The sequence below is a fragment of the Ampullimonas aquatilis genome (genome assembly GCF_049675895.1).
Taxonomy (GTDB): domain Bacteria; phylum Pseudomonadota; class Gammaproteobacteria; order Burkholderiales; family Burkholderiaceae_D; genus Ampullimonas; species Ampullimonas aquatilis.
Window position 1 is genome coordinate 2,382,153 of the sequence record NZ_CP183834.1, and the last position, 20,619, is coordinate 2,402,771.

General features: G+C 42.8%; 17 protein-coding genes. 7 read left to right on the forward strand and 10 right to left on the reverse strand.

Annotation, left to right across the window (positions count from 1 at the left end; genetic code table 11):
- Positions 1-10: 10 nt before the first annotated feature.
- From ACMYR3_RS11050 to ACMYR3_RS11075, 6 genes are all read right to left on the reverse strand, one after another.
- Positions 11-946 (reverse strand): VOC family protein, encoded by a 936-nt coding sequence (locus ACMYR3_RS11050; RefSeq protein WP_424192007.1) that lies wholly within the window; start codon positions 944-946, stop codon positions 11-13.
- A 74-nt stretch (positions 947-1,020) separates the two neighbouring features.
- Positions 1,021-1,890, reverse strand: coding sequence for a fumarylacetoacetate hydrolase family protein (locus ACMYR3_RS11055; RefSeq protein WP_424192008.1), 870 nt, complete (start codon positions 1,888-1,890; stop codon positions 1,021-1,023).
- Between the two features lie 51 nt (positions 1,891-1,941).
- Complete coding sequence (locus ACMYR3_RS11060; RefSeq protein ID WP_424192009.1) at positions 1,942-4,326, reverse strand: efflux RND transporter permease subunit; 2,385 nt, start codon at positions 4,324-4,326, stop codon at positions 1,942-1,944.
- Complete coding sequence (locus ACMYR3_RS11065; RefSeq protein ID WP_424192010.1) at positions 4,323-5,408, reverse strand: WD40/YVTN/BNR-like repeat-containing protein; 1,086 nt, start codon at positions 5,406-5,408, stop codon at positions 4,323-4,325. The genes ACMYR3_RS11060 and ACMYR3_RS11065 overlap by 4 nt, the downstream gene beginning before the upstream one ends.
- A gap of 88 nt (positions 5,409-5,496) precedes the next feature.
- Positions 5,497-6,855: a DUF1329 domain-containing protein gene (locus ACMYR3_RS11070; protein WP_424192011.1), complete on the reverse strand. Its 1,359-nt coding sequence runs from the start codon at positions 6,853-6,855 to the stop codon at positions 5,497-5,499.
- Positions 6,856-6,868: 13 nt separating this feature from the next.
- Positions 6,869-8,536: a DUF1302 domain-containing protein gene (locus ACMYR3_RS11075; protein ID WP_424192012.1), complete on the reverse strand. Its 1,668-nt coding sequence runs from the start codon at positions 8,534-8,536 to the stop codon at positions 6,869-6,871.
- Positions 8,537-8,877: 341 nt separating this feature from the next.
- On the opposite strand from ACMYR3_RS11075, the gene ACMYR3_RS11080 reads away from it, so the two are divergent.
- From ACMYR3_RS11080 to ACMYR3_RS11100, 5 genes are all read left to right on the forward strand, one after another.
- Positions 8,878-9,606 (forward strand): GntR family transcriptional regulator, encoded by a 729-nt coding sequence (locus tag ACMYR3_RS11080; RefSeq protein WP_424192013.1) that lies wholly within the window; start codon positions 8,878-8,880, stop codon positions 9,604-9,606.
- A 216-nt stretch (positions 9,607-9,822) separates the two neighbouring features.
- The gene (locus ACMYR3_RS11085) at positions 9,823-10,017 is read left to right on the forward strand and encodes a hypothetical protein (protein ID WP_424192014.1); all 195 of its coding nucleotides are present in this window, start codon (positions 9,823-9,825) and stop codon (positions 10,015-10,017) included.
- Positions 10,017-10,448 (forward strand): type II toxin-antitoxin system PemK/MazF family toxin, encoded by a 432-nt coding sequence (locus ACMYR3_RS11090; protein ID WP_424192015.1) that lies wholly within the window; start codon positions 10,017-10,019, stop codon positions 10,446-10,448. The genes ACMYR3_RS11085 and ACMYR3_RS11090 overlap by 1 nt, the downstream gene beginning before the upstream one ends.
- Positions 10,449-10,773: 325 nt before the next feature.
- Positions 10,774-11,226 (forward strand): hypothetical protein, encoded by a 453-nt coding sequence (locus ACMYR3_RS11095; RefSeq protein WP_424192016.1) that lies wholly within the window; start codon positions 10,774-10,776, stop codon positions 11,224-11,226.
- Positions 11,227-11,723: 497 nt separating this feature from the next.
- Positions 11,724-11,999: an HU family DNA-binding protein gene (locus tag ACMYR3_RS11100; protein ID WP_424192017.1), complete on the forward strand. Its 276-nt coding sequence runs from the start codon at positions 11,724-11,726 to the stop codon at positions 11,997-11,999.
- 2,078 nt (positions 12,000-14,077) lie between these two features.
- Here ACMYR3_RS11100 and ACMYR3_RS11105 read toward each other — a convergent pair.
- The 4 genes from ACMYR3_RS11105 to ACMYR3_RS11120 all read right to left on the reverse strand — a co-directional run bounded on the left by ACMYR3_RS11105 (position 14,078) and on the right by ACMYR3_RS11120 (position 16,604).
- Positions 14,078-14,374 (reverse strand): hypothetical protein, encoded by a 297-nt coding sequence (locus ACMYR3_RS11105; RefSeq protein ID WP_424192018.1) that lies wholly within the window; start codon positions 14,372-14,374, stop codon positions 14,078-14,080.
- Positions 14,375-14,533: 159 nt separating this feature from the next.
- Positions 14,534-15,157 (reverse strand): hypothetical protein, encoded by a 624-nt coding sequence (locus ACMYR3_RS11110; RefSeq protein ID WP_424192019.1) that lies wholly within the window; start codon positions 15,155-15,157, stop codon positions 14,534-14,536.
- A 113-nt stretch (positions 15,158-15,270) separates the two neighbouring features.
- Positions 15,271-15,969 (reverse strand): hypothetical protein, encoded by a 699-nt coding sequence (locus tag ACMYR3_RS11115; RefSeq protein WP_424192020.1) that lies wholly within the window; start codon positions 15,967-15,969, stop codon positions 15,271-15,273.
- A 44-nt stretch (positions 15,970-16,013) separates the two neighbouring features.
- Positions 16,014-16,604: a YiiX/YebB-like N1pC/P60 family cysteine hydrolase gene (locus ACMYR3_RS11120; RefSeq protein ID WP_424192021.1), complete on the reverse strand. Its 591-nt coding sequence runs from the start codon at positions 16,602-16,604 to the stop codon at positions 16,014-16,016.
- 910 nt (positions 16,605-17,514) lie between these two features.
- Here ACMYR3_RS11120 and ACMYR3_RS11125 point away from each other — a divergent pair.
- Together ACMYR3_RS11125 and ACMYR3_RS11130 are read left to right on the forward strand one after the other, a co-directional pair.
- Positions 17,515-18,780 carry a hypothetical protein gene (locus ACMYR3_RS11125; RefSeq protein WP_424192022.1) on the forward strand — a complete coding sequence of 422 codons (1,266 nt, stop codon included), beginning with the start codon at positions 17,515-17,517 and terminating at the stop codon, positions 18,778-18,780.
- A gap of 347 nt (positions 18,781-19,127) precedes the next feature.
- The gene (locus tag ACMYR3_RS11130) at positions 19,128-20,276 is read left to right on the forward strand and encodes a Fic family protein (protein ID WP_424192023.1); all 1,149 of its coding nucleotides are present in this window, start codon (positions 19,128-19,130) and stop codon (positions 20,274-20,276) included.
- The last annotated feature ends 343 nt before the right edge of the window (positions 20,277-20,619 follow it).

The window sequence follows — 20,619 nt, forward strand, 5'->3', positions numbered from 1 at the left end:
ACATCAATACTTAGACTTCATTGTTATCAACAAAATCAGATGGAAGATCTGGGCCCCACAAATAAAGTGAGTTTTCTGGATCATGGTCGCCACCCTCCCAATGGAATCCCGAAGGGATATAGTCAATATGACAGCTGTATTCCCACCACTTTCCGAAAGAATCTTGAATGTAATCAAAATAGTTAGAACCAAGTACGTGACGACCTACCCCCCACTGGTGGGTATAACCAGCCTTTCGCATTTGAGCTGAGCCTACGCCTAACTTTTCTAAACCTGGAATATCCCAAGAACTATGATGGATACCTCGCCCATTACTCTTTAAAAAAGCAATCAAATGATGATCGCAACCATGGCGCGCATAAGTGAATGCCACGATATCTTGGGAACTATCTGCAACTTTGACACCAAGTCCTTTTTCGTAAAAAACTATCGCACGCTTTACATCAGGTGTGAACAGAAGCATATGAGCAAGCCTAGTCGGACTTATCTTCTGCATAGACGAGCGAAAAGCCGCACCTTGAATTCCTGCAGCCACGCTTCCATTCTCCATTTCTGCTTTACTATCAGGCATCATTTTTGCCGCTATTTGCAACTGAAGTAACGTCCCATCTGGATCGCGAAACCAAAATCCATTGGAACTTCCTGCGATATGAGGAGCGGCTTCTATCCCTCCTGCTTCAATCACCTGCTTACATATTTGATCAAAATCTACGTCAAAGCACCCTACGCTAAGGTACTCAAATGATTTTTTCGAACCTTCCACAGCTTTAAGCCAAACATGCTCACTAGCGCTTGCTCGAACATGTAGCTCGTCATCCTTTCTATCAACTCGAAGACCAAAGGCGAGCATAAATTTTTCTGCCTCAGCCAAGTCTGGTAACGCCAGAACAAAATGATTAATGGAATGGATACCAGATTTTGCCCAATCGCTTTCAATTTTTTTCATAACATATCTCCTAGTATTTAAGTAGGACTCTCAAATCGGGGTTAATGTGAAATTGCTACATATAGCCTTCAAAGTTAGAGTTTTTTCTCAATTACCTTGTTTTCGATCACACCGATACCTTCAATCTCTGCACGAATGACATCTCCAACCTTCAGATATTTTGGAGTACTCATCCCAGCAGCAACACCCATTGGAGTACCCGTGGCGATTAAGTCACCAGGTTGCAGAGTCATGATCTGTGTCAAGTGTGCTATCTGTTGATAAATGTTGTAGACCATCAGGCTGGTAGTATTATTTTGACGTTCTTCACCATTTACGGTCAAAAGAATATGTAAATTGTGAGGGTCTGGAATTTCATCAGTAGTCACCAACCAAGGCCCTACAGGACCATGAGTGTCAAAGGATTTGCCTAATGTCCAGGTTGGACTAGCCCACTGCACATCACGAACACTTACGTCATTGGCCACCATATAGCCAGCAATGACTGAATGTGCATCTTCCCATGCGACGTTCTTGCAGATTTTTCCAATCACAACACAAAGTTCAACTTCGTAGTCAAGCATTTCAGAAATTCGCGGCATCTCTATAGAATCAAATGGCCCTGTGATGCATGAAACCTGCTTGTTAAACCATATTTGAGTTTCAGGTGTCTTGATTCCCTTACGCGCAGATTCTTCTACATGATCACGGTAGTTCATACCAATCGCCAAATATTTAGATGGATTAGGTATCGGTGCTTCAAGTTTGACTTCTGACAAAGGAATCAAAGCTTCTATGGAAGACTTGGCTTCGCGAGCCATAGTCATTGCAACACCTCCCAATTTCAAGAAACTCAACATATCCATCGGAATAAGCTTCTGAGCAACTGAAAAATCGACAATCATATTTCCATCAACCCTACCAATACGTGTGCGGCCTGCATGCGTAAAAGTAACCAGTTTCATAATGTTTCCCTCTTAGAATATGTGAATTAATAATGATTTGAAACTTAACTACTACTTTGAAGACTTGAGGAGAAAATGCCCTAAGGCAGGTAGTAAAATACCTGCGCCCAACATATTCCAAATAAACATGAAACCAAGCAAAATACCCATGTCAGCCTGAAACTTGATTGGAGAAAATACCCAGGTCGCAACAGCAATGCCAAGAGTCATACCAGTAAGTGCTACAACCTTACCTGTAAATAACAATGCTTTGTAATAGGCATCTGACAAACTCATACCGTCTCGCAATCTAGCTAAGGTAACGGTAAGGATGTATAAAGCATAATCGACGCCGATTCCGACTCCAAGCGCAATTACTGGCAAAGTTGCTACTTTGACGCCAATTCCCAAGAAAACCATTAATGCTTCACACAGGATTGAGGTAAGTAACAAAGGGAGAACAGCACAGACAACGGCCTGCCAAGAACGAAAAGTAATGAATGCAAGTACGATTACGGCAGCATAGACAAAAATTAGCATTTCAACATTTGCTTTTTTCACTACAATATTTGTGGCCGCCTCGATACCTGAATTACCTGCCGCATTGAGAAATTTCACTTCTTCAGTGTTGTTTCGTTTAGCGAAATCTTCTACTACCTTGACCACTTGATCTAGGGTATCTGCCTTGTGATCCTTTAGAAATACATAAATAGTCAACAAATTACACTTTTGATTGAACAACTCACGTGGTGCTCGTGTTGCGATTGCGTTAAGCATGTCTTGAGTTCGTGGCAATTCGTACCATTTCATACTACCTTCATTCATACCAGCTGCTGCTCTCTTGCTCAAAGCAGAGAATGAATTAGTCGACTCAACTCCTTGTAGCTGCTGTAATTCAGATTCAAGAACATCAACCTGACTTAAAGTCTGATATTTGACACATTGAAACTCAGGTGTTTTAACCATAACAACAAACACATCACTACTAGCGGCATAATTAGCTGACATAAATGCGTTGTCACGGTTGTAACGAGAATCAGATCGTAACTCCGGAGCCCCAGGATCAAGATCTCCAACTTTTAATTGAAGACTAACTATAAATCCAAGTACACCGAGAATCACCGAGACTAGGACGGCAACAGTTGCCCATTTTCGGTGAGTAAACAAATCTAGAAATTCCCAAAATGGGTGCTTCTTGTGAGCTACATCTCGTTCATCCACCGCTCCTTCCTTTAGGCTGCGTTTAGCAGCACTTGAACTAACGCCTGTATAGGAGAGAACAATCGGGAGCAGTATCAGATTCGTAAATATTAATCCAGCTACTCCCATGCTAGCGGTAATGGCAAGATCTTTGATCACAGGAATATCGATCACCATAAGTACAGCAAAACCAACTGCATCTGCAAGAAGTGCAGTAACTCCTGCCAAGAATAATCGTCGGAAGGTATAACGCGCCGCGACTAATTTGTGTGTGCCTCGTCCAATATCCTGCATCACACCATTCATCTTCTGAGCACCATGGCTCATGCCAATAGCAAAAACAAGAAATGGTACTAAAATTGAATACGGATCAAGTTCATAACCTAATGTGGGCAATATACCAAGCAACCAGATCACAGCAATCAGTGAACAAGTTACTACTAGGGCAGTACTACGAAGACAACGTGTATACCAATAGAGCACCACAGTACAAATGACTATTGCAAGTGCAAAAAAAATAAGAACCTGTTTCAATCCATCAATTAAATCGCCGACTATCTTTGAGAAACCTGTTATATGTATATGGACTCCTTCGGCTTCGTATTTAACGCGCAACTGCTCAAGTTGGTTTGAAAATTCATGGTAATCAAGACGTGTACTATCACTACTAGCCTCATTTAGCGGTACAAGAATGATGGTCGACTTATAGTTACTCGCAACTAATTGCCCAATCTCACCAGAACGTTCAATATTTTCTCTAACTTGCTCTAGACTAGCTGAATTACCATCATAGTTTTCTGGAATGACCGGTCCACCATCTAGTCCTTCCTCAGTAACGCCGACCCATCGTGTAGCAGGTGTCCATAATGACTTCATATATGGACGATCAACGCCTGGCATTAAAAATAATTCATCATTGAGGCGACGTAAGGTATCTAAATATTTGGCATCGTAAATTGAATCACCTGCAGCCTCAACAGCAATACGAACACTATTACCAAGACCCGCTAGATCTTGGCGATTCTCAAAGAAATTTAGAATGTAAGGATTTTTGGCCGGAATCATTTTGTCAAAACTAGCATTAAGCCTAATACCGAATGCTTGATATCCCAATACCAAAGTCAACAAAATGCATATCGCCATTACAATTAAACGATTATTGAAGAAAGCTCGCTCCATTAAGCTTCCAGATCGACAATCGAAGTCTTTAATATTGTGGATTACAGGGTGTTCGCCCAATGAAGAATCGTGACTCATTTTTTATTATCCAAATCAGTTTGATTTTGTGATGCTTTATTAATACCACGCACTCCGGCAAAAAGTAATTGTCCATTGGTGGTTTCTATCGCTGCACTTAAAGGGGTTACTTTAGGTAACTCGGACTTTGTGAAATGTTTTCCACTATCCTTGCTGATTAGAACGTTGCCACCATCATCTACTAGTACGACGTGCCCATCACTCATGCGCACACCTGCTGTAAGCGTATTTGTCACTGGACTATCACACTTTTGCCATGACAAACCTTTATCGCTTGACCAATACGCATTTCCGCGCATACCGAAGGCAATTAAGTTTTCACCCGCTGCCAGAACTCCAAAATAAGTTCCCTGATAAGGAGTATTTATAACTTTGTAAGCATCTTCATTATTTTTCGACACAAATATCGAACCTTGCTCACCAGCTAGGTAAATTGCATCACCGGCATCATGAATTGAATAAATGTGTAAACCTTTAGGATTGTCAATTTTCTCTTGGAGAGGCTTCCAAGTGATTCCACCATTGGTGGTTGAGAAAATTAATCCGTAAGCGCCGACTATGAGGCCATTATTTGAATCAAAAAAATGAACATCGAGAAAGGGCTTGTCCGGCCCGTCAGAGAGCAACCGTTGAGCATCAGCAACAAATGCTTTTGATGCATTTGATTTTTTTGCCTCTTCTAACACTAACTCTGCTGCACGCTTCCCGTCGAGCAATTTATTCCAACTTAGACCACCATCTTTCGTTTGGAGCACTATGCCGCTATGTCCAGTTACCCAGCCCTCTTTGTCATTGACAAAAGATATGCTAGTCAAAGTGACACTAACAGGAACCTTCGCCTGCTGCCAACTCTTACCATCATCATCTGACCATAGGATTAATCCTCTTTCACCGACTGCTACCAAACGCTTACCAGCCTTTTCAAGGGCTAAAAGTACTGAAGTCGTCGTACGCTCTGAAGAACGCATTATTGCTGGGCGGTCTAAGACATCAGGCTCAGCTAATGCTGATATTGTTATCGAAAAACCCATTATTAGCGTATAGAATACCCGCGACATGTTTTGCTTCATGTCGAAACTCATGATGAAACTCCTCCGAACGGGTTGAAAGTACCCCCTCCAACCCGACAAACACACAAGGAAAAAGTCGTAAAGACCGTTACGTAGTTTCTTAACGGATTCCCGCGCCAGCTAATGCATCTGCTGAGAAATATGCTTCTGGACGACGCGCCACCACCTTGTATGGAGATCTCATATCGTTATAAAGATTGTTAACCATCCACGTTCCTGCCTGTAGATTAAATACTGTAAACGTCGTAGAAACTACAGCTGGAATATCTGGAGCCACAAATGGCACAGCATGTTGAGTTCGCCACAATTTCCCTTGCGAATCGTATCCATCCACAAGGAGGACAGACCAACTATCTTCATCGACATAGAATTGTTTCTTAGGCACTACGTGGCGTTTGCCTTGAGCTAGGTTCGCTTCAATCACCCAGACCCTATGTAGTTCCCAACGCATTTTGTCTGGATTTAAATGATGTGGAACGAATACATCATCGGTTTTAGCAAGCTGAAATGCATTATCGTTGTATGGAACATAGACTTCTTTTTTTCCAAGAATCTTCCAGTCATAACGCTCTAAGGATCCTAAAAACATAAATACTTCGTCAAAATAGTTTTGACCAGATGCCACAAAATCAGGAGTATCAAATGCAATCGTTGGAGCGCGCCGCACTCGACGTTGACCCGTAAGGTACTGCCATGCTTGCCGTCCTCTTCCTACCTGATCAATTGGATCCCTTAATAAAATTGACTCACCTGCTTTGAATGGAGGATCTGTTTGTACCTGGCGCAAATACATAAACTCTCCGCCAAATTTTTCTAGTGCACCATCTTTTTGATAATAGGGAAATTGATGATCATCAGTTGCTTCTACAGCCATCGTCCTTGTTCCATCTGCTGCTCCAACCCAAACGCGAAAAGGAATTTCAATTGACTCACCCTTCCACCGCAATAAGTGGTTCCACATTACTTCTGCGCCAGTTTTTGGTATTGGGAAAGGTATGCCTCCAAATGCATTTTCAATGTTATTACCTTCTTGAGTAGACTTAGCTCGTGTTGCATTTGCGAAGGTATTGTCATACACCCATTGTGGTGCCGAAGCCGTACGATGTGTTGGGTAAACGTCAATACGAAAACTTGAATATTTTTTCATCAGGGCTTGCACCCCTTCAGATAGCTTGTCTTTATATTGATCTAGGTTTTTGGCAGAAATCTGTAAGATTGGCTTCTCTGATGAAAAAGTGTCTGGACGCGGTGCTCCAAGTTGATAACCTGCAAGAGGTTTATTAAGACCACCATCCCAAGCCGGAATCGAACCATCTTTGTTAGCTGATTTTTCACCACCTAATGGAGTTAACGTAGTTTTAAGAGTTGCCGCCTCCTCCACAGTCACCCCGGCAAAACTTGGAATTGAAATAGCATAAAGCGTAGCAATTACTGTTGCTAAAAATGTGCGTCTTATCATTTTTGTCTCCTATTTAAAACGTAGTTTGTACCGTGAAAGAAACAAAATCTCGGTCATGCAAAGACTGTGCACCAGTCTGCATATACAAACCTGGAATAGAGGTAGTATTGGGAGTTAAGAACGCGTTTTCCTTACCAAGGTAACGCGTATAATTCACTGCTATCTTCCATTTCTTTTGGTATAGCCCCTTCAAGCCGATACTAAAATCACCTCCATGCTCGACACCTCCATTAAACTTAAAAACGGCGGACGATCGACCACTTGGGTTATATCCAAATCCGATAGGAACTGATAAATCAAGTCCCGAGAAGACTTGAAAATATTGTGGGGAAAAAATCATACGAAAGGCGGTTGCATCTCTCGTCACATTCGGATCTACCGCCAAGGGATTTTTATCAATGCTTAAAGTACGATTCCAGGCAAACTCACCTAACAACTCTGCACCATCCCATAATGAGTTTTTACTCATTAGATAAATAGCAGACAATTGGGCATGAGCAGTTTTTCCGATTGCATAGATTGGATTTCCAGAGCTATTACCCAATAAACCAATATCAACTTGCGGCGCTGAAACCAAAGGTGCGTTCCATCGATATGATGCCTCCCCAGAGACATTTGCCTCACCGATGACCGTACTAAAACTTGCACCAAATGTTTTGATTTTTTCTGGGTAAACATTTCTAAAGTTGTTACCCAAATTCATCATAATTTGAGGATTCTTATCGTTGTATTGCGCTAGATACACTCCATATTCAACATCACCAGAGTCAGGCTTGAAACGCATCTGCAAACCACCTTGTGGAGCATCCGGTTTAAGATCCCCTACCTTCACCATTCCCACTGGAGTTCCTGGAAGTAGGCTTTCTACACCAGCCCCTACGAAATCAACATCACTCAGGAAAGAGCCTGACGCAGGCAGCCTATTTTTTTCCCATTGATACTGGTAGTAAGCACCAACAGAAAAATTAGACGAAATTTGAACTTGAGTTGAAACCTGTCCAACTGGGCGAATGATTTCTTTAAATTGCGATCCTGGAACAGACAGCAACTTAATTAGGTCAATTGGCGCCTGTGCGTTTGCTATCCCGTTTGCACCAAAAAACAAGCTCTCGCCATAAAGCACCGTATGCCTACCAGCCCGTATCGAGTATGGCGTTTCTGAAGATGAATCACTTCTTAAAAAAATAAACGCATCAAGAACTTCGATTTTTCGCCCCATCATATTTCGGGTATCACGATTAAACTGACCTGCAGGTACTGATGTAGAGTTCACACTATCCGAATGGTTATCATTACTTCGGTTATAAGCTTCATCAAACCAAGCAGCTCCGCTTACCCTAAAGCCCATATTCTTGTATGTCAGATCTAACTCTGAAAATACGTCAAGACGATTTGATACTATCCCCTTTTTGAAATTTCTATCTCCATCATCCAACTGGCGGCCGGGAGCTAAAAAAGAAGGCACCATGGCATCTCCTCCAGCCACTTTTTCACTCGGATTATTTAGGCGATATGCGGCACTGTACTTAATGGTGTTATCCCACCGCACCTTTAGATCAGTGTTATCCGTGGCAATATCAAAAGCCATAGCATTGACCCCATAAACAAGTGATGCAACGATCAACGCGACAGTCTTAATTCGAAATGACGTGCACGCTGGACGTCGATTTGTATTTTTCATTTGTCCCTCCTCTTTTTACCCATCTCCTAAATCTGCCTCTTATTTAGGTGACCACGTTCGCGCTATTGCGCAATTCGATTTGACGAACACGCCAAGCGGCTCGTCACCTAGAGAGCAACCATAAGGGCTCTTACCCGCCCTCTCATTTAAAGTTCTTACGACTCAATAAAACAGAGGCTGCTCACGTGGTCAGTACAATACGACAAAATATATATAAAAGCAACTTTCGTATAAATTATTTTTAATAAATACTTTTTTTACTTATATAGAATTTTGTAGATAGTTCGCCTAAAATGACTGCAGTCATTTGTGCGATTCTTATAAGGCTATAGACATTGACCATGAATAGTTCGAGCTTCATAACCAGCCGACGTCGCAACAGTGATTTAGTCGCTAGAACTCAGGCATCTATCATCACAGACGCCTTGAGACAAGACATCATTGCAGGAGTTTTTCCACCAGATTCGAAACTAAAACTGCGCGAATTATCAGAACGTTATGCGGTTGGAACCATTCCACTTAGGGAAGCTCTTTCTAGACTAGCTATGAGTGGATTTGTTGACGTCGAAGATCAACGAGGATTTCGGGTAGCCGGTATTTCTGAAGCCGAACTTAGCGACATAACTAATGTGCGTCAACGTCTGGAAGCAGATGCGTTACGAGACTCCATTAAGCATGGAGATGTCAATTGGGAAACCGAATTAATGTCAGCTAATCATAGACTTAGCCGGATCCCAATGTTACTCAAAGAGCCGGTAGAAATTCTAAATCCTGAATGGGAAAAAGCACATTGCGCCTTACACGATGCTTTATTGGCAGGTTCAACTTCTAACTGGCTGCAGAAGCTATCTGCATTGCTTCGCGAACAAACCTCTAGATATAGACAGTTATCATTACGAGCAGAAAAATCAAACTTTCGAGATGTAACAAAAGAGCACCAACAAATTGTTGATGCAGCTCTTAAGCGCGATGCTGAAAAAGCTTGTCTTCTTCTTCACGATCATTTCGCTACAACCACACGCTTAGCATTAGACAATGCAAAGTTATATAACCATAACGTAATAGATTGATTAGGTTTATTTATAGAAACCGAAGCTTTAATGATCAGTAAATCTTAGCCACTTCAATAGCGATTCTTAGTTATTCTTGCAGTCTAAGGTAATCAAATGCGTACCAACTTCACTTTGGTTTCTGATCCCAAATTCACTCAAAATCTTCGTAGACACACTGTTGACACACAAATCCGGTGTCGATACCATGCATACACATCATTAATTGAGTGAATCATGATGACTCACGTAGCACAAGCCGCAGGTGTAAAAGTAGGCACATGTGTACGGTTAACTGCCCAGCCTGGACGAATTATTATCGAGACAGCAGAAGATGTCCCATCTCTCGCTGCTATGCTTGCTACGTTTGATCCCAAGCGGCATGGTGGCGAAGTGATGGCGTTGACACCCATCGGTAAGGAAATTCTCTGATGGCGAAAGGAAAGCAGATTGAATGGTGCCCTGAGAAAGCGGAAATCATTTACATCCAACAAAGCTCACAAGTAGGGAAAGTAATGACCAACAGGTTTCCGATATTGGTCTCGTCACCCAAGGCATTTAATGCGTGTACTGGCATTGTGATTGGCTTTCCAATGACGCAAGATGAGCGCAATCAGGATAATCCATTCGCGGTCATCGTTCAGGGGCCAAACCAAGAAATGGGATATGTATTGGCATTTCAGCCGAAATCATTCTATTGGCGTGACCGCCAGCTAGCCCGCACCCTTGGGGCGGCAACCATGAAACTGTTTTGGCCACAGCACTTGCCAAGCTTGATGCAATTTGCGATATTAGCACGCCATAGCCTGTCAAAAACACTATTTGTCACGAAAATTAGTCTGCAAAGTCCAGAATTTAATTAGGAAACGACTTGGGAAAACACAGTCCAAAGTTAAATGAACAAAGCCGATAAAAGTTCCGACTTAAATGCATTTCAAGTTCATAGTTAGTTTGAAAGCTAACTCATAAACCTATGATTTTATTAAAAAAGAAGTTTAGATTAAGACAAATTTCAACACTAACATCAGATTTTTTGGTCGACTATAAACTTGTTAGAAATTATGTTCTATAAGCCTAATCAAAATTTATAGGGAATAGATAGAGACTTGTGTAATGAGAAAGGTATGAAGATGATATTTATCTTGGATATCCCAGTTACTAGTGGTCGCGTAATTCAGCAGTTACTTTGTGTATTATTTCTTTGGACTACAACAGCATGCACAACCATTGTTGACCACAATTCAAAGACAAATAGTAATTTGTCTGAAACAGAATTGGTCACTAATGGGGATATACCATTTAATGAGGCTTAAGGCGATAGACACGCCATCAAATTTAGTTGATGTATTAAAAAACATCAATTCTTCAATAACACAACATTTATTAATGAATTCTTCTTTTCTTGAAGATGAAAATCTTAAAAAAATGTTTGGAGCAGGGAATATAGAGCGAATGCCAGAAAATAACCTAGAAAAAACATCAGTCAGCTTTATTGCTGTTGATAAGTTAAAGGGTATGAACATTAATATTTGGCAAGCACAATCCAAACCTTTTTCCACCAACATAATCATTAATATTTATTCAAAAGATGTAGAAAGCCCGACTTTCGAAGAAATAGAAAAAATATATGGAATAAATTGAAATTTTGATAAAGGTATAGAAGACCAGTATGTACGTCAACATAACCGAGTCTTCAAAAAAAGTGTGCACAAACTAGGTAATAGAGCAATTTTCTACCGATATGATGATGTTTTAAGTAAGTCAAAAATTACTTTCGAAGTAGATTTCGATGGCAGAATAAATGCAATATATGCTACTCAAGAGAGTCAGTGATTATGCAAACGTAATCAATCTATCGTTGATCCATTGATCAAAAATCTAATATCCATTTAAATATTCTTACATAGCATGCGTGATCATTCACTCTTAATGGAATGCAATTTGGAGGAAACTTTGGCATGTCAATCAACTCAACTTTACTATGCCATTTGCTGGCCCAATGGCTGAGGATATGCTGAGAGGCTTAGTCAGATACCTACGATTGTTACAAGCCAAACAAACCTTTATTGATAAGCTAGAAAATTCATCTTTATCTTGAGAGAATCGTGTTCGCCTTCTTCAATATATGGAATGAAAACATGACACAGACCGAACTGATTTCAAGATTGGTGACTCGCACTGATTTGAATAGAAAGCAAGTTGACCAATTACTGAAAGAACTGGGATTGACGATTCAAAAAGCATTGCTGGAAGGTGATGATGTTACCTTACCCGGCCTGGGTAAATTGACTGCTAAAGCACGGCCAGCAAGAGTTGGCAGAAATCCGATTACCGGTAAAACCATGCCAATTACGGCTCGTAATGCCGCTGTTTTTAAACCAATTAAAGCACTCAAGGATGCAATAAACCCTTAAGCAGTCATAAAGCGGCTAACTTATTCAATAGGAAGTAATGAATTTAATCAAAATATGCGCCCTCAGAAATCACTTCTTCTCTTGCTCGTCAGCATCTGTCTATTTGCATCCGCCCTCACTCAAGACGGTTATCTCATTGACGAGCCAGACCCTCACGCATGGGCTCCTGCCAGGGCCCTACTCTTGATAGGCTGGATTGGCATCGCTCATGGCCAATTCGCTTGGCTTGGTAATCCCCTCTTGATAATGAGTTGGATACAATTTAACTCTGGGAAATTTACTCTAGGACTCAAGTTCGCCTGTGCAGCGCTTATTTTCATGCTGAGTTTTTTGCTTTACCCGACAGTGGTATCCAGTGAAGCGCCGGATTACTCAAAGATCACGAGTTACGAGTTAGGCTACTGGCTTTGGGTCATGAGTGCTGCCACGACCGTAGCAGCTCAATATTTGGCTGTTCGTAGCCGTCGCGAAACACGAGGGGTTAGAGATCAAAGCAAGGCGGAGATACTTTAAGTTCAAGCCTCATTCAATTACGGCCAATGAGACTGCAAGAAATAACTCGCTTACTTCGTAATATAGATATTTATTGCACTCCAAACCTAATTCAGCACGGATTTTTCGCTAGTTATATTTGATAAAGTCAAATGTTTGGGTATCCCGATTTGAATGTGTTTCCGGCGTCTGACCCGTGTCATGTTATCTGGGCGTAAAACCGGATTGTAGTGGGAGAAGAAGACGTGAAGCCCTATGAAGCCTTGGCCTCGAACCGTGCTGCGATCCTCCGGCATGTGGTTGAGTTTCACCGCGCCTGTACTGCGCGGCCAGGACACTGACAGCAGCGCTTGGAATTCTCATTGATCCGACGCCAGAAACGACGCTGATGGACGTGGCCGCCATTCAGGTGGAGCTGCAACACCTGCTTTGGTGTGTCAAGTCGATGTGCTGACGCCCAAGGCTTTGTCTAATGCATTCTGCAGCACGATGCTGGCTGAGGTGATCCCAATTTGACCAAGGCTCTGCGCGCTCCGAATTACCTCGGCCACATCCTCAAAGCCATCTAGCGCATTGACGGCTATACAGCGGACATCGACGAGATGGCATTCCTGAACAGCGAACGAATGCAGGATGCCATGATCCGCAACACAAGATCATCGGCAAAGCTTCAAACAACATCAAGCACGTTGACCCAGTGTTCGCCGCACAGTACGACGACATTCCTTGGTGGTCATGTAACACAATGCGCAACCGCATCTCGTATGGTTACAAGATGAACTTGGAAATCGCCTAGTAAAGCGGGAAGTCCACTTGAAGGCTAGTCCCAACATACTATTGTTCAATTTCAGTCAGTGTATTAAGGTTAAGACTGCACAACCAAGCTCACCTCGGTAACAGCAGATAAACAGATTCCCTATGCATATAAATAAAGTACTGCTTATTTTGATATTTGTGACACTATCGCTTTTTTCCCAATTGACGCATGCAATGACAGTAGCAATTGAGCCATATGTTGAAATTAAAGCATGCTTGCCAATTAATCAGGAAACCCTTTCCGTATTACCTGAGGGGAAAGCTACACTGACAAACCTCACAAGTTTTTTGCCTCAATTTAAGAGCTTAGATACGAGTATCAGACTGGATGTTTGGAGAGGAAAACCCTAAACGGGAACAAATTGACGTTCTACTCGTTTGTCATTCTCAAGAATGGTGAGAAAAATCTAAAAACAGATTCAAGGCACAGGGTATTTGAGAACCCTGAGCAAGGAGTTAGCCCTCTGTCAGAAAACCTTACCCAAACCTCGGATCAAATTGAAGAAAATCGAGCAATTGTGCGTGATTTAGTCGGCGAACAACTTTTTGGTATGGAGAGAATCCACGTAACATTTTTACGGGAATTTAACTTTCCAAATTGTGCCACTCAAATCACGGCTTCTCTACGGACACGAGGAACGAGCGAACTTTGCGATCCGAACTCTCGTCGATGCCATTTTGTTTGTGATGCTCAAGCGTGTCGAGCAGATTAAAACCATGCCTTGATTTGGAACCAGAGGTTGCGACTCTTGGAATATGACTGCTAACTCCTAGATAGCAACGGCTTGGCTATAACGATACCAGTCATCCATATCAATTTCAGGATCAGCGTAAAAACAGTGGATTAGGGAGAGAAAAAGCCCTTTTGCTTTGGTAGAAGCTAGTAACAAGGTATTTTGAGCACGACCACATTTAATCAGCCATTCATGCTTACCGGCAAAAACCTTGCAATCGAAAATGCCCTTCTTGGCGTCATCTTGCACTGCCTTATAGAGCGCATAAACTTCATCTGGATTTTTCGGTGCGGCTTCGAAAAGCCATTCTTCCATATCAGTCATCGTAGTCATGATTAATCCCCTCAACAATACAGGTTGATAAGTATAGTCATAAAAATGGCGAGGACGATGGATTCGCCCGCACCAGCACAATACATTTAAATAGACAAGTGCGATTGGTATGTTGGAACCAGATGGCTGGCGACTCCTTTGAAAGGTGGGTTAAGCATGTCAATTCGCCATTGCCCTGTAATCTGAACCCATTTCATCAATGTCCTCAAGTGACATGATTGGCGCATACATGACGTCAGTAATATCCACTGATCTAGGTAATCTAAAGTATTGCTCCCCGATTGCTCTCTTTACCATTTTTTGAATTCGAATAGCTACCTGTGCCTGACTACCATTTACCTTCGAAGTTGAGTTAAACATTCTCGCAATTGAAATCACGGATGCGTGATTTGCAGTATCATTTTTAGCGAAAAGAAAGCGAAGACTTTGCAAAGGATCATTGATATCGAGAGTTGTAAGGGCTACAACAAAAAGGTTTTTGTTTTTCGATTCAATTCGTGCTCCAACTTGATGAGCAAGCATTGTTATTTCGTCAGCAACTACTTGAGAACTACCGTCTATTAACTTTAAATTGGCAGCGCCCATGGGTAAAGAGGCACGAACCAAAATGTGTAATTCCGAACTCAATTTATTGGCTAGCTGATTCGTAAACTCGTATGAAAAATCACCTACTGGAATGAGGTATACATCCGTCAAAGGACTGCGATTATCGGTTACCACCGCTTGTTTAATTGCACAAGAATTCAAAAAAATAATAAGAATCAATGCAAGTAGTCGGTACATAGATGAGTCAGTAGGATGGGATGTCTTGAGCATCTTCAAGAAAATAATGTATGAATCTATGAACCAAACCATCGATCAAGCAAAAACGATTCTGACTTTACTATTCATTGAATCTACTCAATATCGGCATGCCTACTATTCTTCAACGTGACAACAATAGCTTGAATATTATTTTCATTCGCTTCCACTCCCCCAGATGCAGTGAACGTCAGCGGATCTGCTTTCAGATTTGTTGCCCCTAAGAATGCGAATTTATAGCGAGTATTCATTAACAACTGATTAACTTGTCTTGTCGAAAGCGGCTTGGCATCATTTTTCTGCTCAGCCACTTTCAACATGGCATTCCAAGCTTGTATGAATGCATACGCTTCAATTTTCATAGCAGCAGCAGAAAAAGTTTCGAGGGACGAATACTGGCGAGGATCAAGGGGGTAACTTAAGTGATATAGAAGGTGCGAAAGAACGAAAACAGTATTATTAGGCGCAATGTCATCAGAATAAACAACATCAAATAACAGTGTCTGTTTTATTTCTTTTAAGAACTTGGTTCTCAAAACAATTTGAGTACCTTGGGCAAACCCACTAAATATTGCAGCCTTTCCCTCCGCGAATTGTGTTTGAGACAATAGCAAAAAACCATCAAATCGATTTAAGGCCACCAATTCACTTATTTCTCGTTGCAAAGAATCCGATAAATTAATTGCCTCCTCTATTTGTTGAAACTCCTCTGAATCACTTAATTTCCTGAGTCCGTTTAGTATCATATCGACAGCAACACTCGTTGGTTCTATCGCCAATACAGGCTGATTCATAAAACACATTATGAATACGGCAACAATACTAATAATTATGTGCTTCATGAACTGCCTTTAGTGTTTGTCGTCAGCATGGGCATTTCATAAACAGCTTCTAATACTGATGAATTGATCTGACTCGCAGGCGTGACGGTTAATCGCGACCATGGGATGAACCCAAAGAACCAGGTTCGCCAGAAGGCAAGCGGGACATCCGGATTTTTTTTCAGAAGCTCTCCGAATTGCTCCAGATGGCCGACTGGGACACCGAGTACACTCAGATAGACTTCATAAACGAGCTTGGAACAAAACTGACGTGGCGATTCATAACGAAAGCCCAAATGATAGAGCTTTCCCATACGAGCATCGCATGCTTCCTTGAGCGCTTTTACTTGCTCCTTTGTCAACCCACCTTTTAGACGTCGGATCTGCAGCCACCCTTGATCTGAGCGACACAGAAATTTCTCAAGCGGTGTGTACTTGGAAAAAGGGATGGTGCTTTCTGCCACCAGCCAGCCCTTTGCTTCATCAAAAAACACAATACCCACATGAGATGCTGGCGAACCTGTTGCCAGGGCAACCCGACGATAGAGCTTATTAGGAATCGCAATAAAAACCAGGTCCCCAGATTCAAGCGAGAGATTTTCGATCATAGTTATGGTGAGAATTGCTGGTTATGGCTTGCCTATGCCATTTGCAATACCTTTTAACTCTTTCGGTAATAGCACCAGCGTGACAGAGGGCCGCAAAATGAGTTACCCAAAGATTATTACCGCCCTCTCATCCATCAACTAAAGTACAGTTTTCGTCTCTGTATTTAAGCCAATCTTGCTGATATTTCCTAGCATAAAAAGAAGATCGTAACGGAGATAACGGTAGCTCGAATAATATTGCTGATATTAAAGCTCAAAGTGATTTAAACATCTGAAAAATACATAAACATGCATGTCAAATGCGATTAGTTAGATTGTAATAATATACTTTACTACAAGTCGTTTTGATGACGTTTAGAAAAATCTTGGTAAATAGTCTTATTTCTAAGTAACGCTTAAGTTAGCCAAACTGTTTTCCAATTGAAATCAAAGAAATACAAAGGATGCTCCTCATTCATAGTTATTTAACTAGCTGGGCATTGTGTAGATTCAAATATAAATACCATGCTAACTTTCACCGCTAGATTGGACTTTCCCAGCGTGAATGCAATCAACTATTTGATGCTCATTCCATAACTGTGAATAAGTTCGATGTAGGCGTACTCTGGGCTTAACCATCACACAGAATGTATTACATGGATTTACATCAATTGGACTATTATCAGTAAATGAAGGATTTCAACAGCCGATGATTGGTATAGAGATATACGCGCTGATAGGCAAACCAACCCACATCAATATTTTTTAGATTAATAATATAATGTTATATTATTACTTCTAGATGCAATTTATCACCCTTGAAACATCATGATGTGAAAACAAAAACTCGAATGGAATCGATCAAGGATTTTATCAATCTGTCATAACTACTATTCGTGATTCAGGTAGATGACATTTCAAGGATATTCCTATGGCAGCCCGGAGTTTTCGAGTAAGTATTCGCAACCTAACCCAGAACCTCGTTCTGTCGCAGAGCTTTAACCATATGTGTCAAGGAAATTGGACTACTGGACAAGCGCCTCCTGGTGTTATCGGTTTTGCCAATCCCGGTGACCGCAATACCATTTACGTCCTTCCAAACCAAGACGGAACCGGTGGATTTCAGTCCGAAAGTGACGATGCATTTGGTGGTACCGAGGGATATGTGAAATATGATGTCTATGATGCCTTCCTAGGCGCAGACAAACCGGTTGGAATGATCTACCTCTACTGGAATAACCCGTTTTATGGCGTAACACATTGTCGATTTGTCGCCAATCCAACTGACGTCACACCGGACTGTGATTACTCTGGTACCTCAGGCAGCCGCTTTCAAACGAGCGCCGCGGAATCCCTGCCCTTTAGCTTTATTCCCTCTAACGGCGTTGTTAATGCTACTGACAATAAAGGAATGTTTCCTGTCATCGGCGATGTAGATGGCGAACAACAAGCCGCCGATTTCGCCGCTGGAACTGCTGCGTTTCTTGTTGGCGGCCCAGTCGCTGGAGTGGCCGATCTAGCAGCATTAACGGGTATTGTTGATCACGCTTGGATTCGGATGGACTTACTAGATGGCCCACCTGAGGCCCATCATGATCTGACCGGCCCGTCTCAACCTGCAACCTACAGTCGCAATTTGACACCCACTGCAGAAGAATGGACAGGTCATTGGTCTAGTAACACTGTATCAATTCAGATTGCCTCAGATAGCACCGTCAACACAGAGATTAACCGGTTTATCCCAATGATAATCTCACTCTCTGACTCGAGTACCATGCCTCCGATCAAGATGAACTTATCAGTTAATCTTGGGGGCCAAATCCTTCAGCATCCGATACCGCGCATGGAAACCCCAATGAATGAGGCACCACCAACATCATCACATACAGACCCTCATAGCGGCTCTGCAACGTTTCAGCATCTCAAGCAATTGTCAGAAGCCGCCGCCGAGGTGCCATTGTCTGGAAATCCCAACTTAGGCAAATTACACCCTCGCCTAATTGAAGAAATGCGGGATGACAATGGCACCACCTATGCCAATGGCATAATTTATCTACCTAACGCTATTACGCTTAGACTTTATGACTTGTTCACTGGCAATACGAAATCGGGTGAACAAGTTGTCTATCAGCGTATCGGCTCAGATAGCAAAGTCGTAATCAACCAACCTCTCATAAGACAAATTAAGATTAGTTAACCGTGACTGTCGAACCCCCAACCGTGCAGATTGGTTAACGTTTAAGGCAGTTCACCAACATGATAATAATCATAGACTATCGCTTTAAAAAAAAGATAACATCATTCCACAATCGCGTTCAGATTCAATGCCTTAAAGACAGTTTGAATGGACCGCAATTGATGCCTACATACAGTCGGAACTGGTAGGATTGCGGGTAAACTCCGCGTTGCACTACATGCCGCTTGCAAGCAGCTCTACGCAACAAGTAGTCAAGAGCACCTGGTTATATTAAAGATTTCTTTAATTGTTGCAACCTATATTAAAGAGTGATTTAATATGATATCCGCAATTAAAGTATGCTTTCAATGACCCGTGCCACCGGTACCTACGCAATTTCGACCACCCTGGGTGAGTCAGTGCGTGCGTTCGTTCCGCATTCTTTGCCACCGACTGCCCCAGTCTTGGAGACTGCTGTCTTCGCTGGCCTCAATCGCCAGGCAGAACTTGCGCTCGCACGTCTGGCTGGCGTGTCTGGATTGGTTCCGTCGGTGGACTGGCTACTGTACAGCGCCATCCGCAAGGAAGCCTTGCTCACCTCGCAGATTGAAGGGACCCAGGCCACGCTGACTGATTTGTTCGATGAAGAAGCGGGCTTCAAGGTAAGCAACACCGACGATGTGGAAGAGGTAACGAACTACCTCCGCACGTTCCGCTGGGTTCAAGATCAGTTACGTGACCCCAAAGGACTACCCATCAGTGTACGGCTGCTGTGCGATGCCCATCGCTTTCTGCTTGACGGTGCCAGAGGTGCTGGCAAACAGCCAGGAGAACTGCGCCGATCGCAAAACTGGATTGGTGGCACGCGCCCCGGCAATGCGGTATTTGTACCACCACCGCCAGAGCGCGTAGCTGAATTGCTGGCCGACATGGAGCGATTCCTTCATGACACGGCGACCGATTTGCCACCCATGGTCAAGGTGGCGCTCATTCACGCGCAATTTGAAACCATCCACCCTTTCCTTGACGGCAATGGGCGTATCGGCCGCCTGCTGATCGCAGCCTTGTTTGAACATTGGGGATTGTTGTCAGAGCCATTGATATACCTCAGCGGTTATCTGAAGCAACACCAAACTGAGTACTACCGTCGCTTGTCAGCTATCCGAACTGAAGGCGATTGGGAGTCATGGGTGACGTTCTTTCTGGAGGGGGTGGCAACCGCCGCAGGGGACGCCGAAAAGAACATCATTGAAGTAGCCACGCTCGTGGCAGCCGATCGCAAGCAGCTATTGCAGTCATCCAAGGCCGGACCGGCAAGCTATCGGCTGTTCGAGATGCTGCCGATGATGCCGCGCTTCACAATTGAGCGCGTTCGCCAGCAATTGGAAACCAGCTTCCCCACCGCTACTGCTGCAGTGAATGCGCTGGAGGACTTGGGCATTGTGACGGAGATGACAGGCCAAAAAAAGAACCGTAGCTACAGTTACCAAGCCTACGTTGAACTACTCTCCCGATGACAAACATCCGCAAGCCAATAGCATTCCATATGCATACATACATTAATTAGCTGCTTTAAAATGTGTTCAACCCTTCCTGAACAAGGAATATATAACCAAACCGGCCTCAGCACGCGCAACATTCCGAATCAGTAAATATCTCTGGTGCAGCGATCAGTGGTGACCGCTAATTTCCCAAACGGGAAACTTGAAACTATGACATCCATTCGAACACCTCAACAACTCGCGCTCACACAGCCCCAATTGGCGATGGCTGCCCGAGTGGGCGTGCGCTTTTATCGTCGACCTCAAGGCCGGTAAGCCCACCGTATGACTGGAAAACGCGCTCAGAGTCATTCATGCT